18 protein-coding genes are annotated in these 15,080 nt (G+C 74.3%); 8 read left to right on the top strand and 10 right to left on the bottom strand.

The window, feature by feature from the left end; all coding sequences use genetic code 11:
- Nucleotides 1-85: 85 nt before the first annotated feature.
- The 5 genes from OU787_RS16600 to thiC form a co-directional block, all read right to left on the bottom strand.
- Entirely contained in the window at nucleotides 86-439 is a 354-nt protein-coding gene (locus OU787_RS16600; protein WP_268659804.1) for a helix-turn-helix domain-containing protein, read from the bottom strand.
- A 40-nt stretch (nucleotides 440-479) separates the two neighbouring features.
- Entirely contained in the window at nucleotides 480-836 is a 357-nt protein-coding gene (locus OU787_RS16595; protein ID WP_268659803.1) for a hypothetical protein, read from the bottom strand.
- A 77-nt stretch (nucleotides 837-913) separates the two neighbouring features.
- Complete coding sequence (locus tag OU787_RS16590; protein WP_268661981.1) at nucleotides 914-1,045, bottom strand: hypothetical protein; 132 nt, start codon at nucleotides 1,043-1,045, stop codon at nucleotides 914-916.
- Between the two features lie 85 nt (nucleotides 1,046-1,130).
- Complete coding sequence (locus OU787_RS16585; protein WP_268659802.1) at nucleotides 1,131-1,592, bottom strand: hypothetical protein; 462 nt, start codon at nucleotides 1,590-1,592, stop codon at nucleotides 1,131-1,133.
- Between the two features lie 130 nt (nucleotides 1,593-1,722).
- Nucleotides 1,723-3,519 carry a phosphomethylpyrimidine synthase ThiC gene (thiC, locus tag OU787_RS16580; protein ID WP_268659801.1) on the bottom strand — a complete coding sequence of 599 codons (1,797 nt, stop codon included), beginning with the start codon at nucleotides 3,517-3,519 and terminating at the stop codon, nucleotides 1,723-1,725.
- Nucleotides 3,520-3,771: 252 nt separating this feature from the next.
- Here thiC and OU787_RS16575 point away from each other — a divergent pair, with 252 nt between their 5' ends.
- The 7 genes from OU787_RS16575 (at nucleotide 3,772) to OU787_RS16545 (ending at nucleotide 11,382) form a co-directional block, all read left to right on the top strand.
- A complete protein-coding gene (locus OU787_RS16575) occupies nucleotides 3,772-3,972 on the top strand; it encodes a hypothetical protein (protein ID WP_030459568.1) in 201 nt (66 codons plus the stop codon).
- 185 nt (nucleotides 3,973-4,157) lie between these two features.
- A complete protein-coding gene (locus tag OU787_RS16570) occupies nucleotides 4,158-5,651 on the top strand; it encodes a flotillin family protein (RefSeq protein WP_268659800.1) in 1,494 nt (497 codons plus the stop codon).
- Nucleotides 5,652-5,838: 187 nt separating this feature from the next.
- A complete protein-coding gene (locus OU787_RS16565) occupies nucleotides 5,839-6,846 on the top strand; it encodes a 3-oxoacyl-ACP synthase III family protein (RefSeq protein ID WP_268659799.1) in 1,008 nt (335 codons plus the stop codon).
- On the top strand, nucleotides 6,843-7,583 hold the full coding sequence (locus OU787_RS16560) for a glycosyltransferase family A protein (RefSeq protein ID WP_268659798.1): 741 nt from the start codon (nucleotides 6,843-6,845) through the stop codon (nucleotides 7,581-7,583). The genes OU787_RS16565 and OU787_RS16560 overlap by 4 nt, the downstream gene beginning before the upstream one ends.
- Nucleotides 7,584-7,744: 161 nt before the next feature.
- Nucleotides 7,745-9,220: an AMP-binding protein gene (locus tag OU787_RS16555; RefSeq protein WP_035954836.1), complete on the top strand. Its 1,476-nt coding sequence runs from the start codon at nucleotides 7,745-7,747 to the stop codon at nucleotides 9,218-9,220.
- Between the two features lie 111 nt (nucleotides 9,221-9,331).
- A complete protein-coding gene (locus OU787_RS16550; RefSeq protein ID WP_268659797.1) occupies nucleotides 9,332-10,480 on the top strand; it encodes a cytochrome P450 in 1,149 nt (382 codons plus the stop codon).
- On the top strand, nucleotides 10,468-11,382 hold the full coding sequence (locus OU787_RS16545) for an NAD-dependent epimerase/dehydratase family protein (protein ID WP_268659796.1): 915 nt from the start codon (nucleotides 10,468-10,470) through the stop codon (nucleotides 11,380-11,382). Before OU787_RS16550 ends, OU787_RS16545 begins: the two co-directional genes overlap by 13 nt.
- Here the strand turns inward: OU787_RS16545 and OU787_RS16540 are convergent.
- From OU787_RS16540 to OU787_RS16530, 3 genes are all read right to left on the bottom strand, one after another.
- Nucleotides 11,379-11,579, bottom strand: coding sequence for a DUF5326 family protein (locus OU787_RS16540; RefSeq protein ID WP_030463003.1), 201 nt, complete (start codon nucleotides 11,577-11,579; stop codon nucleotides 11,379-11,381). The genes OU787_RS16545 and OU787_RS16540 overlap by 4 nt on opposite strands.
- 176 nt (nucleotides 11,580-11,755) lie before the next feature.
- Complete coding sequence (gene tenA / locus OU787_RS16535; RefSeq protein ID WP_268659795.1) at nucleotides 11,756-12,412, bottom strand: thiaminase II; 657 nt, start codon at nucleotides 12,410-12,412, stop codon at nucleotides 11,756-11,758.
- A gap of 38 nt (nucleotides 12,413-12,450) precedes the next feature.
- Complete coding sequence (locus tag OU787_RS16530) at nucleotides 12,451-12,768, bottom strand: cupin domain-containing protein (RefSeq protein WP_268659794.1); 318 nt, start codon at nucleotides 12,766-12,768, stop codon at nucleotides 12,451-12,453.
- A 95-nt stretch (nucleotides 12,769-12,863) separates the two neighbouring features.
- Here OU787_RS16530 and OU787_RS16525 point away from each other — a divergent pair, with 95 nt between their 5' ends.
- Nucleotides 12,864-13,238, top strand: coding sequence for a phage holin family protein (locus OU787_RS16525; protein ID WP_030463000.1), 375 nt, complete (start codon nucleotides 12,864-12,866; stop codon nucleotides 13,236-13,238).
- Between the two features lie 52 nt (nucleotides 13,239-13,290).
- Here OU787_RS16525 and OU787_RS16520 read toward each other — a convergent pair whose 3' ends face one another.
- Entirely contained in the window at nucleotides 13,291-13,719 is a 429-nt protein-coding gene (locus OU787_RS16520; protein WP_268659793.1) for an SsgA family sporulation/cell division regulator, read from the bottom strand.
- A 180-nt stretch (nucleotides 13,720-13,899) separates the two neighbouring features.
- On the bottom strand, nucleotides 13,900-14,736 hold the full coding sequence (locus tag OU787_RS16515; RefSeq protein ID WP_268659792.1) for an IclR family transcriptional regulator: 837 nt from the start codon (nucleotides 14,734-14,736) through the stop codon (nucleotides 13,900-13,902).
- Between the last annotated feature and the right edge of the window lie 344 nt (nucleotides 14,737-15,080).

Here is a 15,080-nt window from a genome sequence, read left to right as displayed (position 1 = left end):
CCCCGCGGCGCGGCGATCAGTATTCAGCACTCCTCCGACGCCCACGACAGGGGGATGCCCGCCACCCGCCGCCCGACCACCCGGCTCAGGGCGCGGGCGGGTCGGGGGTGAGCAGGCGGCGCAGCGCGGCCGGGGTGTGGCCCACGTGTTCGCGGACGGTGCGGCGGGTCAGGTGGGCCTGGTCCGCGAAGCCGAGTCGGGCGGCCAGGTCGGCGGGGCCGGGTGCACCCGTGGCGATCCGGTCCATGGCCCGGGTGACGCGCACCCGGTTGCGGTAGCGGGTCGGCGAGACGCCCGGCTGCCGGGAGAACACCCGGCTCAGCCGGTAGGACGACACCTCCAGCAGCGCGGCCGGCGCACAGGGCTGCCCGGCCGCCGGGTCCGTCGAGCACGGCCCGGCAGTGATCCGCCGCGCGCCGGAAGGCGCGTCCGCCGACAACCGGTAGGGCCTGCGGACCGGTCGGGGACCGACGGTCGCCTCAACGGAACACCCGGATCATGGAGAGCCGCTCTGCCCGGTCGATCACGTCCGCCAGGCTCGGGTCACCGCCGGCCGCAGCCTCGTGGGCGAGTCCGGGAACATCCACCGGAGCCGTCTGCCGGCCCATCGGGTGAACGAAGTCCGTGACGACCCAGCGGCCGCCCAAGGGTGACGATGCGTCGACCGTCCAGTCCCACCGGGCCCCGTGCACGCTGATCAGGAACTCGGCGGTGAACCCCATGATCACCTGGGAGTCGGACATTCGGTCCTGCTCGGTCCGCAGAGCGGGATCGGCCGCCCGCTCGTCGAGCTGTTCCCCGACGAGGCGCACCGCCCTGCCCGGATCGGTCTGCACGAGGTCCCGGGGCAGCTGCCGCCCGGGCCGGGAGCAGGACGGTGCTCCCGGCCCGGGCGGCGCTGCGGTCGCGTGCGTCAGTCGGCCATCGGCAGGTAGACCTTGTTGCCGCGGGCGGCGAACTCGGCGGACTTCTCGGCCATTCCGGCGATCGCGGCCTGTTCGGCCTCGCCGCCGTGCTCGTCGCGGATCTGGTGGGAGATCTTCATCGACGACCGCTTCAGCCTGAAAGCAGGACAACAAGTCTCTCTGGCATGGCACGTCCCCCACTTATCGCCCAAGGTCAGGTGCTGATCAACGGAACACCCGGATCATGGAGAGCCGTTCTGCCCGATTGATCACGTCCACAAGGCTCGGGTCCCCGCTGGCCGCAGCCTCGTGGGCGAGTCCGGGAACATCCACCGGAGCCGTCTCCTGGCCCATCGGGTGAACGAAGTCCGTGACGACCCAGCGGCCGCCCAAGGGTGACGATGCATCGATCATCCAGTCCCACCGGGCCCCGTGCACGCTGATCAGGAACTCGGCGGTGAACCCCATGATCACCTGGGAGTTGAAGATCCGGTCCTGCTCGGTCTGCAACTGGGGATCGGCCGCGCGCTCGGCGAGTTGTTCCCCGACGAGGCGCACCGCCCTGCCCGGTTCGGTCTGCACGAGGTCCTGGGGCAGGCCGAGGGCCGCCAGCACGTCGTGGGTGATGGTGCGGCTGGTGGTCGCCCATCCGGCGACGTCCGGGGCTGCCTGGTTCTGCTGGGTCATGACGGCATGCATATCAGTAAGCCCGTGCTTGCTCTGGGAACCCCCCTCCTGCTTCCCAGAGCAGCCCTGCACACGCCGACGGGGCCGGGAGCAGGACGGTGCTCCCGGCCCTAGTGCTCGGCGGGTGCGGTCAGTCCGCCATCGGCAGGTAGACCTTGTTGCCCTGGGCCTTGAACTCCTCGGACATGGCCTTCATGCCCTCGACAGCGGCCTCGTCGTACTCGGGCGAGGCGGCGCCGTTGCCGAACTTCTCATTGATGCTTTTGCTGATCTTCATCGAACAGAACTTGGGACCGCACATGGAGCAGAAGTGCGCGGTCTTGGCCGGTTCGGCGGGGAGGGTCTCGTCGTGGAAGGCGCGGGCGGTCTCCGGGTCGAGGGCCAGGTTGAACTGGTCCTCCCAGCGGAACTCGAAGCGGGCGTCGGAGAGGGCGTCGTCCCAGGCCTGGGCGCCGGGGTGGCCCTTGGCGAGGTCGGCGGCGTGGGCGGCGATCTTGTAGGTGATGACGCCGGTCTTGACGTCGTCGCGGTCGGGCAGGCCGAGGTGTTCCTTGGGGGTGACGTAGCAGAGCATCGCGGTGCCCCACCAGGCGATCATCGCGGCGCCGATGCCGGAGGTGATGTGGTCGTAGCCGGGTGCGACGTCGGTGGTCAACGGGCCGAGGGTGTAAAACGGGGCCTCGTCGCAGATCTCCTTCTGCAGGTCCATGTTCTCGCGGATCTTGTGCATCGGGACGTGCCCGGGGCCCTCGATCATGACCTGGACGTCCTTGGCGCGGGCGATCCGGCCGAGTTCGCCCAGCGTGGTGAGTTCGGCGAACTGGGCCTCGTCGTTGGCGTCGGCGATCGAGCCGGGGCGCAGGCCGTCGCCGAGCGAGAAGGTGACGTCGTAGGCGCGCAGCAGGTCGCAGAGTTCCTCGAAGTGCGTGTAGAGGAAGTTCTCCTGGTGGTGCGCCAGGCACCAGGCAGCCATGATCGAGCCGCCGCGCGAGACGATGCCGGTCTTGCGGCGGGCGGTCAGCGGGACGTACCGCAGCAGGACGCCGGCGTGCACGGTCATGTAGTCGACGCCCTGCTCGCACTGTTCGAGCACGGTGTCGCGGTAGACCTCCCAGCTGAGTTCCTCGGCCCGGCCGTCGACCTTCTCCAGCGCCTGGTAGAGCGGGACGGTGCCGATCGGGACGGGGGAGTTGCGCAGGATCCACTCGCGGGTGGTGTGGATGTTGCGGCCGGTGGAGAGGTCCATGACGGTGTCGGCGCCCCAGCGGGTGGCCCAGGTCATCTTCTCCACCTCCTCCTCGATCGAGGAGGTGACGGCGGAGTTGCCGATGTTGGCGTTGATCTTCACCAGGAAGTCGGTGCCGATGATGGACGGTTCGCTCTCGGGGTGGTTCACGTTGACCGGGATGACGGCCCGTCCGCGGGCCACCTGCTCGCGGACGAACTCCGGTTCCAGGCCCTCCCGGAGCGCGACGAACTCCATCTCGGGAGTGATCAACCCGCGCTTGGCGTAAGCGAGTTGGGTGACGGCGACGCCGTCGCGGGCGCGCAGCGGGCGGCGCGGGCGGCCGGGGAAGACGGCGTCCAGGGTGCGCAGGTCGCCGCCGCGCGGGGCGGTGTGCCGGATGCCGTCGTCCTCGGGCCGGGCCGCGCGGCCCTCGTACTCCTCGACGTCGCCGCGCTGGCGGATCCAGGGGTCGCGCAGCGGGGCCAGGCCGCGCCGGACGTCGGTGGGCTGGGCGGGATCGGTGTACGGGCCGGAGGTGTCGTACAGCGGGACGGTCTTCCCGTCGGTGAGGTGGACCTCGCGGTAGGGGACCCGCAGGTCGGGGCGGCTGCCCTGGCGGTGGGCCTTGCGCCAGGCCGGGGTCGGGTACCCGGTGGCGGTCGGCTGCTGGGCAGACGTGTCTTCGGCGAACGTGGTCATGCGACCTTCAACTCCCTACGCCGGCATTACCCGGTCAGGTTCCTGCGGTCGGCGCAGCAGGTGGTACGCGGGCCCGCGTACCGTCAGCGCCCTCTCAGCCCGGTGCTCCGAGCTCCCGTTCCGCGCAGGCGTTTGCGCCTGCGTCCGCTGCTCACCGTAGGGCACCGGGCGCGGACGGTCCAGGGCGCACCCCGGGTGCGGGGCGTGCGCCCGGCCTGTGCGGGCGGCGTGCGGGGTGGAAGAATCGCCGGGGTGATCGGACTGGTGGGGCGGGTGACGGGGCGGATCGGCGCGGGCCTGGTCGGCGAGGTGATGGTGAGCGTTCCCGAACGCCTGGGCAGCGAGGCGTTCCTGGCGTACCGGGCCGTCCCGGGTGATCCGCTGGAGCCGGGCAGCATGGTGGTGGTGGTCGATTACCAGCCACCGCGCACGGTGTACGTCGAGCCCTTCTGACTACACCTCAGCGGGGCTTTGCAAACCCTTTGCAATTGTTTCGAGACAGTGACAGTTCCCACGGGTGCGGGGCCTTCCACCCCGCCGCCGGGCGGCGGAGAATGCCGCTGCCACCGGATTCCGCGCCCACAACTGCACCACCCTGCGCAGCCACGGACCGGTGTGCCACGAAGGGGGAGTTCCCGATGCTCATCGGCATCGCCGGGGGAGTCGTCGCCGGCATCGTTCTGCTGATCCTGCTGTTCAAGTTGATGTGGCGGGTGGCGGAACCGAACGAGGCGCTGGTCATCTCGGGTTCCAAGCACGGCGAGGGCCTCGGCTTCCGCGTGGTCACCGGACGGGGGACCTTCGTGGTGCCCGGTGTCCAGGCGGTGCGCCGGCTGTCGCTGGACCTCAACGAGGCCGCGCTGGACGTCGAGTGCGTGACCTCGCAGGGCATTCCGGTCCACGTCAAGGGCGTGGTCATCTTCAAGGTCGGCGACGACCCGTCGTCCATCGCCAACGCCGCCCGCCGCTTCCTGGACCAGCAGAAGATGATGGGCCAGCGGGTGCACAACGTGTTCGCCGGCCACCTGCGCTCCATCGTCGGCGGGCTGACCGTCGAGGACATGATCCGCGACCGCGAGCGGCTCACCGGGGAGACCCGCTCCGCCTCGGGGATCGAGATGGAGAAGCTCGGCCTGATCATCGACTCGCTGCAGATCCAGGAGATCCTGGACCCGACCGGCTACATCACCAACCTGGCCGCCCCGCACGCCGCCGCCGTCCAGCGCGACGCCCGGATCGCGGCCGCCGAGGCCGACCGCCGGGCCACCGAGGCCGAGCAGGAGGCGTTCGCCCGCAAGGCCGAGGCGACCCGCAACTCCGGTATCCAGCAGGCCGGTTACCAGGCCGAGATGGACACCGCCGCGGCCCGCGCGCTGCAGGCCGGCCCGCTCGCCCAGGCCGCCGCCCGGCAGGAGGTCGTGGTCCAGGAGACCAAGGTCGCCGAACTGGAGGCGCACCGCAAGGAGCAGCAGCTCCAGGCCGACGTCCGCAAGCCCGCCGACGCCCGCGCGTACGAGACCCGCACCAAGGCCGAGGCCGACCGCGACGCCCGGATCTCCGCCGCCGAGGCGCTCTCCCGGGAGACCGAGCTGAAGACCGCCGCCGAGGCCAACCGGGTCAAGGTCGCCGCGGCCGCCGAGGCCGAGGCCACCAAGGCCCGCGGCCTGGCCGCCGCCGAGGCCACCCGCGCCACCGGTGAGGCCCAGGCCGCCGCCGAGGCCGCCAAGGGCCTGGCCGAGGCCGAGGCCGCCCGCGCCAAGGGCCTCGCCGAGGCCGAGGCCACCCGGGCCCAGGGCCTGGCCGAGGCCGAGGGCATCAAGGCCCGCGCCGCGGCCCTCGCCGAGAACCAGGAAGCCGTCGTCGCCCAGCAGTTGGCCGAGAACTGGCCCGCCATCGTCCGGGCCGGCGCGGACGCCTTCGGCAACGTCGAGCACATGGTGCTGCTGAACGGCGCCGAGGGCATGTCCGAGATGTTCGCCAAGGCGCTCACCATGGGCGGCACCGGCCTCGGCCTGGCCCGCCAGCTGCTCACCTCGATGAACACCAGTGCCCCCGCCGAGGCCCCGGCGGAGCCCGCCCCGGCCGCCCCGGCCACCCAGGTCATCCCGGTGCAGGCCGACAGCGGCAACTGACGCACCGCCGGGACACCGGCAGCACCCGGCCCGTACGGCAGCACCACCGCCGTACGGGCCGCGCCGTTCCCGCCCGGCGCCCCCGCCCGGTGCCCCTGCGTACCGACGCATCGTCTCCGCAATCCCGGGCAGCAGCTGAGTACCCGTACTCACGCCCCCTCCACCGCCCCCGCGCCAGCATCGGAGCATGGACCTGCTGCCCCGCGTCGGAATCACCGCCGTCGGCTCCCACCTCCCGCAACGGACCGTCACCTCACGGCAGTTGCAGGACGAGGTGGCGGCCGGCGCCCGCCTGCCGCTGCCCGACGGCATGTTCGAGAAGGCCACCGGCATCCGCACCCGCCGCTTCGCCGGACCCGACGAGCACCCCTCCACGCTCGCCCTCGGCGCCGCCCGCCGGGCCCTGGCCGCCCGCGGACTGGAACCCGCCGACCTCGACCTGCTGCTGTTCGCCTCCGCCTCCCGGGACGTCTGCGAACCCGCCACCGCCCACCTCGTCCAGGCCGAACTCGGCTCCCGCGCCCACGCGTTGGACGTGTCCAACGCCTGCAACAGCTTCCTCAACGGCATCGACACCGCCCGCGCGATGATCCTGGCCGGCCGCGCCACCCGCGCCCTGGTGGTCACCGGCGAGACCCCCAGCCGGGCCATGCGCCGCGACCCGTCCGGGCTCGCCGAGTTCCGCGCGGGCTTCGCCGGCTACACCTTCGGCGACGGCGCCGCCGCCGTCTTGGTCGAACGGGTCGACCGCGGCGGCATCCTCGACGTCGAGACCCAGACCGCCTCCGAGCACTGGGAGGTCGGCGGCATCCCCGGCGGCGGCTCCCGCCACCCGCGCGGCGACGAGTGGAGCTACTTCCGCGGCGGCGGCAAGGAGCTGCGCGGCGTCTTCGAGCAGATCGGCGCCGACATCCTCACCCGGGTCGCCGCCCGCACCGGCCTCGGCTGGGACGCCTACGCCCGGATCCTGGTCCACCAGGTCACGCTGCCGTACCTGGAGCGCTTCGTGGAGCTCACCGGCGTCCCCGCCGGCAAGCTGGTCGTCACCGTCCCCGAACTCGGCAACCTGGCCTCCGCCACCATCGGCGTCCAACTCGACCGCGTCATGCCGGAGCTGGAGACCGGCGACCGCGTCCTGATGGTCGGCCTCGGCGGCGGCGTCAGCCTGATGACGATGGTCTGGGAGAAGTCGTGACCGAGCTGTGGGTGATCGTCCCCGCCTACCAGGAGGCCGCCCGGATCGACGCCACCCTGCGCGCCCTCGCCGCCCAGCACGACCGCGACTTCACCCTGCTGGTCGTCGACAACGGCTCCACCGACACCACCCCCGACCAGGTGCTCGCCTTCGCCCGCACCGCCCCCTTCCCGGTCCACCTGCTGGTCGAACCCGAGAAGGGCGTCGGCTGCGCCGTCGACACCGGCTTCCGCTACGCCATCGACCACGGCGCCACCCTGCTCGCCCGCACCGACGCCGACTGCCTCCCCGAACCCGGCTGGGCCGGCGCCGCCCGCACCGCCCTGCGGGCCTCCGGCGGCCTGGTCTGCGGCCGCGTCACCGCCCGCCGCGACGAGCACGGCCCGCTCGGCCGCGCCGCCTTCCGCACCCTGGTCGCCCTCGGCGCCCTCTTCGGCCGGATCCGCCCCGCCCACCGCCGCCGCCACGGCTACCTCACCCCCTACCGCATGCACGCCGGCAACAACATGGCCATCACCGCCGACCTCTACCTCGCCACCGACGGCATGCCCCGCCGCCCCTCCCCCACCGACCGCGCCTTCATCAACCGGATCCGCCGCCACACCACCGCGATCGTCCACCGCCCCGACATGGTCGTCCAGAACTCCACCCGCCGCATCCGCGCCTACGGCCTGCGCGGCACCGCCCGCTGGTACCTCGAACGCGGCCCCGGCCACCGCAACGCCGACGTCAGATGACCAGCGGCCCCGCCGGACAGCCCCGCCGGACAGCGCCCCACCGGACAGCGCCCCACCGGGGGCCCGGGGAACGGCGGGTCGATGCTGCTGGAGGCCGGAGCCCACCGAAGAGCCCATGCTGCTGAGGGCCTGTCAGAACAGCACCCCGAAAGGACCCCGCCGTGCTCGACCAGCTCGCCCGCACCCTGCGCGAAGGCGCCTCGCGTCCGGCCCTGCTCGGCACCACCCGCGGCGGCAGCCCCCGCGTCCTCGCCCGCTGCGGCGAACTCGCCGCCCTCGCCGAGCAGTACGCCGCCGCCCTGCACCACGTCCACGGCCTGCGCCCGGGCGACACCCTGGGCGTCGCGGTGCGTCCCGGCCCGCGGGCCCTCGCGGTGCTGCTGGCCGCGCACCGGCTGGGCCTGCGCAGCGCGGTGCTCGACCCGGGCGCCGGCCCGGAGGTGCTGCGGGCCCGGCTCGCGCTGGCCCCGCCCGCGCTGGTCCTGGCCGACGCCGCCGCGCAGGCCGTCGCGGGGTGGGCCCGTCCGCTGGCCCGCCGGGCCCACCTGGAGCTGCCGCCGCTGGAGGCGCTGGCACCGGTGGCGACCGTCGGCCCCCGGCACCCGTGGTGCGCCCGGTCGCTGGCCGCGCACCCGGCGCCCGCCCCGGCCCCGTACGAGGGGGACGGCGACGCGGTGATCGTGTTCACCTCCGGCACCACCTCCGCGCCGCGCGCGGTGGTGCACTCGCGGGCCTCGCTGGCCGCCGGGATGCGGGCCGTCGACGCGCTGGTGCGCCCCCGCCCGGGGCGGACGGTGCTGGGCGGGACGACGTTCGTGCTGGTCCCGGCGCTGGCCGCGGGCGCGATCGCCGCCCTGCCGGCCCGCCGCGCCGCCGTCCTGCAGCGCCAGCTCGACCGGCTCGCCCCGGACGAGACCTACCTGACGCCTCCTCAGCTCCGACCGCTGCGCCGGCTCACCGGCCGGGTCTGGACCGGCTCCGCACCCGCCGACGCCGCGCTGCTGCGCCGGGCGAAGCAGGCGGGGGCGAGCGAGGCGTGGGGGGTGTACGCGCTGACCGAACTGTTCCCGGCCGCGGCCGTCGAGGAGCGCGACAAGAGCGCCCACGACGGCCCGGGCGACCTGCTCGGCCACCCGCTGCCGGGCGTCCGCACCCGGCTCGGCGCGGACGGCGAACTCCTGCTCGCCGCCCCGTCCGCCCGCGACCGCTACCTCGGCGAGGACCCGGACCCGTGGGTGCGCACCGGCGACCGGGCCCGCCTCGACCCGGACGGGCGGATCGTGCTGGCGGGCCGGCTCAAGGACATGGTGCTGCGCCGCGCCGAGAACATCTACCCGGGCCTGTACGAGCCGTCCCTGCACCTGCCGGACGTCGAACTCGCCGTCCTGGTCGGCGTCCCCGGCCCGGACGGCGACGAGCAGCTGGTCGCCCTGGTCCAGCCCCGCCCCGGCGCCGACCGCCACCGGCTGCGCGCCGCCCTGCGCGCCCCGCTCGACCGGATGGGCACCGCCCGCCCCGACGCCCTGCTGCTCGGCCCCGTCCCGCTGACCGGCCGCTCCCGCAAACCCGACCGCACCGCCGCCGCCCACTACTGCGCCACCCACCTCGCCAAGTCCCCCACCCGGAGCACCCGTTGACCCCGCCCCCGGAGCGCCCGTCGCCCCCTGCCCACCGCCACCTCGCCAAGCCCACCGCCCGGAGCGCCCGTTGACTCGCATCCCCACCAAGTCCCGCCCCCGGAGCGCCCGTTGACCCCCGCCCGCCGCGCCGACCGCGCGGTGTACCTGCGCAGCCACCCGCTGCTGTTCGCCCTGCTCGCCGCGACCCGGCACCGGCCGGTGCTCCGGCTCGGCCGCACCGTGCTGGTGCACCACCCGGACGCCTACCGCGAGGTGCTCACCCGGGTGCCGCTCGACCGGACGGCCGAGCACACCACCGGCGGCACCGCCGCCCGGCTCACCGGCGGCAGCCTGCTCTTCGACCAGCAGGGAGCCGAACACCGCGCCGCCCGACGGGAGTTGGCCGCCCTGCTGGGCCCGGCGGGGGCGGCCGCGCTGGAGCCGGACTGGCGGCGGATCCTGGACCGGCACCTGGCCGGCCTCACCGCGCCGGTCGACCTGGTCCCCGCCGTCCGCGAACTGGCCGGGGCGACGGCCGCCGCGCTCACCGGCAGCGACGCCGACCCGGTCCGTCTCGCCCGCGCCGCCGAACGCGCCGCGGCCGCCACCGCCCGCGCGCACCTGCCCGCCCTGCTGCCCCGTCCGGGCGGCGCCCGCCGGGCCCGGGCGGCCGCCGAGCGGCTCCGGCTGCTGCTGCCCGACCCGCGCGACGCGATGCTCGCCGTCGCCGCCGTCAACACCACCCTCGCCGCGCTGCCCCGGGCCGCCGCCTGGTGCGCCCGCGAGCAGCTCTGGGACCGCGCCCGCGAGGACGCCCCGGCGCTGGCCGCCGAGTTGCTCCGCCGCACCGCCGCCTCCCCGGTCCTGCCCCGGGCCGCGGCCGCCGACGCCACCGTCCTCGGCCACCGGATCCGCCGCGGCGACCGCCTCCTGCTGGTCGCCCGGCACGCCGCCGAGGCCCACCGCGACGCCCCCGCCCACCCGCACGCCGCCCGGGCCCCGTTCGGCTTCGGCCCGCACACCTGCCCGGGCGCCGGCCTGGCCCGCGCCCAACTCGCCCTGCTGCTCGGCACCCTGGCCCCGCACGCCCCCCGCGTCCTGCGCACCGCCCCGCACCCCGGCAGCGCCCTGCCCTCCTACCGCAGCTGTGTCCTCGCGGCGCCCGCAGCGAAACCCCCGGTACCCACCCGCCCGGCCCCCGTCCGCCCGGCCCTCGTCCGCCCGGCCACCACCCGCCCGGTACCCGCCCGCCCGGAGGAGCCCCCGTGCCCCCGCTGACCCTCGCCCTGACCGGCGCCACCGGCTTCTGCGGCGGACACCTCGCCGCCCTCGCCACCGCCCGCGGCCACCGGGTGCTCGCGCTCGGCCGCCGCCCCGCCCGGCACGGCGTGCACGTGCCGTGGGACGCCGCCGCCGACGCCCCCGCCCCGCCCGAACTGCGCGCGGCGGACCTCGTGGTGCACTGCGCCGCGGCCGTCGGCGACCACCCGCCGGGCTCCCCCGCCGAACGGCACCAGCACACCGTCAACGTGCGGGCCACCGAACGCCTGCTGGCGGCCGCCGCCGGCACGCCCTTCGTGTTCGTGAGCAGCGCCAGCGTCTACGACCCCCGCCCGGACCGGTCCCTGGTCGGCGAGCAGCACCCCACCGCCGCAGGGCACTTGAACGCCTACGGCCGGACGAAGTCCCGCGCGGACGCCCTCGCGCTCGCCGCCGGCGCCGTCGTGCTGCGCCCGCGCGCGGTGTACGGACCGGGGGACCCGCACCTGGTGCCGCGGCTGCTGGCGTCGGTGCGGTACGGGGTGCTGGCGCTGCCGGGCGGGGACGTCGAGTTGAGCCTGACCGCGGTGGAGAACCTGGCCGAGGCGTGCCTGGCGGCGGCGGGCTGGCCGCCGGGCGCGTACAACGTCGCCGACCGGGCCCCGTACCGGCGGGACGCGGCGCTGCGCCGGGTGCTGGCGGCGCACGGCCGCCGGGCCCGGCTGCTGCACGTGCCGCCCGGGCTGGCGGCGCTCGCGGTCGGCCGGCGCCCGCAGCCGACCCGGTACGCGCTGGACCAGCTCGCGCACCGGGTGGTGCTGGACACGCGGAAGTCCCGGTCCCGGGGCTTCACCCCGGGCCGGGACCTCGACGACTACCTCGCTGCCCTCGGCAGCCGGGCCGGCTACCGGGCCGGCTAGTTCTTGGCGGCCTTCTTGATCAGGATCACCACGGCGGCGGCGATGCCGACCAGGACCAGCACGTTGATGGCGAAGCCCACGATGCCGGCGACCACGCCGACGATGGTCCAGAAGATCTTCCAGGCGATCACCAGCAGCAGGATCGGGACCACGATGTTGCGCACCCACGAGGGCAGCGACTTCCAGAGCTCGGCCATGTCCGTACCTTCTCCCCTCGGGGTCGGTGCCGGTGGTTCCGGCTGCGTTCCCGCTCCCTCGATCTCGACACTTCGATCGTAGGCGGCGCCGGGAGCCGAAATCGAGGGGGACCGGCCCGGAGAGAACCCGGAGATCCTTCCCTGAGTCCCGGCCGGGCGCGGCCCCGGGAGAACCCTCAGACCGGCCAGGTCTCGCCGCGCCAGGCGGCGTCCCAGAACATCCACTCGTAGCGCGAGGTGGTGGTGAAGTGCTCGACCACGCGCCGCCGTTCGGCCGCGGACAGCTCCGCGCCGATCCGGTCGGTGAGGTCCAGGACGCGGCGCACCACGCTCTGGAAGCCCTCGTCGCCGTAGGCGGCGATCCACTTGGCGTAGAGCGGCTCGGGGGAGGAGCGGCGGGCCAGCTCCTCGCCGACCCGGGCGTAGATCCAGTAGCAGGGCAGGACGGCGCCGAGCGCCTCGGCGAAGGAGCCGCCGTACGCGGTGGCCAGCAGGTAGGAGGTGTAGGCCCGGGTGGTGGGCCGCACCACCTCGTCGCCCTCGGCGCCGCCGCCGAGCGCGGACATGAACTCGCCGTGCATCTCCTGCTCGGCGGCGATAGCGCCGACCGCGTCGTTGCAGAAGGCCAGCACCTCGTCCTCGCCGGGGGCCTTGGCGGCGCAGACGGCCAGCGCCCGGGCGTAGTCGCGCAGGTAGTGGGAGTCCTGGACGACGAAGTGCCGGAACGCAGCGCGCGGGAGGGTGCCGTCGGCGAGGCCGAGCAGGAAGGGGTGGTCGAGGATCCGGCGGTAGGTCGGCTCGGCGGCCGCCCACAGTTCGTCGGTGAGCTTCACGGGTTCGTCCTCCTGCGCGGGTGCGGCCTCGGCACGGGTCAGTCCTCCGGCGGGGAGAAGACCACCAGCACCCGCAGTTCCTCGGTGATGTGGTGGAAGCGGTGCTCCGTCCCGGCGGGGACGAACACCACGCTGCCGCGCCCGACCGTGGCGGTCTCCCGGCCGACGGTGAGCTCGGCCCGGCCGCTGACCACCAGGTAGATCTCGTCCTGGGCGTGCGGGGTCTGCGGGTCGGTGTCGCCGGGGGAGAGCGCGTACAGGCCGGCGGACATCGTCGGCTGCTTCAGGAAGCGCAGGTACGCGCCGTCGTTCCCGGCGCGCTCGGCGTCGAGTTCGTCCAGCCGGAACAGTTTCATCGGGGGCTCGGCTCCTCTCCCGGGTCGGGCCCCATTCAACAACACCGTCCCGGAGAGCTTCCGCGCGGCCGTCCGGGCCTGCCACCATCCGCAGCATGAAGAATTTCGTGATCAAAACGCTCGTCAACGCGGCGGCCATCTGGGTCGCCGCCTGGATCGTCACCGGGATCACGCTCTCGGGGGACGACTGGCAGCACAAGGCGCTCACCGTGATCGGGGTCGCCCTGGTCTTCGGGGTGATCAACTTCCTGATCAAGCCGCTGGTGAAGCTGTTCTCGCTGCCGCTGTTCTTCCTCACGCTGGGGCTGATCACCTTCGTGATCAACGCCCTGATGCTCTGGCTGACCTCCTGGGCCTCGGACAAGCTGAGCCTGGACTTCCACGTCGAGGGCTTCTGGTCGGCGCTGCTCGGCGCGCTGATCATCAGCCTGGTGTCCTGGGGCCTCAACCTGGCGCTCAAGGAGGACTGACCGCCCGCGGGCGGCCCGCCGACGCCGGGCCGCCCGCGGAACGCACCCGGGGTCAGCCCGCGTTCTCGTGTCCGGTGCCGGAGAGGATCGAGGCCAGTTCCTCGTCCAGCTCCCCGCCGGACAGCTCCTGGCCCATCGGCACCAGCCGGTCGGTGCGGGCCAGAAAGGCCAGCAGCGGCGCGGTGGCCGCCCGCAGCAGGGCGTCGCCGGCGGGGGAGCGCAGCACGACGCAGGTCGCGCCGAGGTCCTCGTCGGCCGGGTGGACGTGCACGTCGCCCTCGCCGGTGGGCCGGCCGGTCCCGTCCACCAGCAGCTCCCGGGCGAAGACCCAGGTGACCGGCTCGTCGCCGGGCAGGTGGAAGGTGAGGCGGACGGCGAACGGGTCGTCGCCGTCGTAGTCCAGGTCGACCGCGATGCGGAAGGAGAGCTCGCTCGACACCACGAGGTGCATCGCCATCCGGGCTCGGACCGTGTTGTGCATGCGCCAGTACCTCTCGTTCTGCCCGCACGGTGCGCCGAGGGCCGTGCGGGTCCCTGCGGACGGGTGGCTGCGTCTGTGGTTCTTTGTCCCCTGATTCCCTGTTCGACGCCCATCGTCCACGTTTGCGGCCGATGCGGACAAGGTCCGCTTTTTCAAATGGTGAACGAACCGCACACGGAATCACCCCACCGCACCGCCCCCGCCGCCCCGGACGAACGCCGGGAACATCGCGCCGACCAGGCAGCGCAGCCGGGCCGCGGCGGGGCCTAGCCGGTCGCCCTGCTCCAGCGGGAGCGAGATGGCCATGGTGGCGACCACCGAGCCGACGGTGATCGGCACGGCCGCGCAGACCGTGCCGAGCGCGTACTCCTGGCGCTCCAGCACCGGCATGGTCGGCCGGACCCGCTCCAGCCGGCGCAGCACGGTGCGGACGTCGCCGGAGGTCGAGGGGGTGAGGGCGGCGGGGCGGTACCGGGAGAGGTGGTCGAGCCGTTCCTCGGAGCCGAGTTGGGAGAGCAGGCAGAGCCCGATGGCGTGCGCGTGCGCGGTGGCGCGGAAGTCCGCCCACTCCTCGACCTGCGGCTGCCCGGCGCCGGAGACCACGTCGACCAGCCGCACCTCGCCGTCCTGGTAGACCGCGTAGTAGACGGCGGCGCCGAGTTCGTCGCGCAGCTCCTCCATCCGCCCGTGCAGGCGGACGCGTTCGGACTGCCGGGTGTCGGCGCGGCTGATCCCGCCGACCGAGTCGCCGTAGTAGAACCGGCCGTCCTCGCGCCGCAGGTAGCCCTCGTGGGTGAGGGTGCGCAGCAGGTGGTAGGTGGTGCCGAGGGGCAGTCCGGCGGAGCGGGCGAGCTGCTTGGCGGTGGCGCCGTGGACGTGCGAGCCGACCGCCTCCAGCAGGCGCAGGGCGCGCTGCACCGAGGTGATCAGGGTGGGCGCCCGCGGCGCGCGTATCGCGCCGTCGGCCGCGGGGGCCGTGGTCCGCCCTGCCGGTCGCCCGGTCCGGTGCATGCTCATCCCCATCCCCCGGGCGTCGAATGGCGCTCGGAGGAGGGTGCTCCGAGTCCGCCCGGCAGGCGGACATTTGAGCACAGGGCGGGCACCGCTGCAATGACAATGCCCCACACATCAGGCAATTCACCTTCCATTCGAAGGCATGCGACCGACCGAATCGACACCTTGCGAGGCGCTGGCCCGCCCGACCGGTCGAATCGAAGATCCACAGCGGCCGCACCCCTCGCCACCTCCTGACACTCCCGGACCCGCCGTTCCACCCGTCCGGCGGAACAGGTACCTCCGATTCGTCCCCCTGTGCGAGTTTCGCGCCCGCCGCCGCGCGGGAGACTCCCGCACAACGCTCG

Origin of the sequence: Kitasatospora sp. YST-16 (genome assembly GCF_026802215.1) — a bacterium.
GTDB classification, from domain to species: domain Bacteria; phylum Actinomycetota; class Actinomycetes; order Streptomycetales; family Streptomycetaceae; genus Kitasatospora; species Kitasatospora cineracea.
Note: the sequence above shows the minus strand (reverse complement) of the source record. Positions and strands in the feature narration are given on the sequence as shown.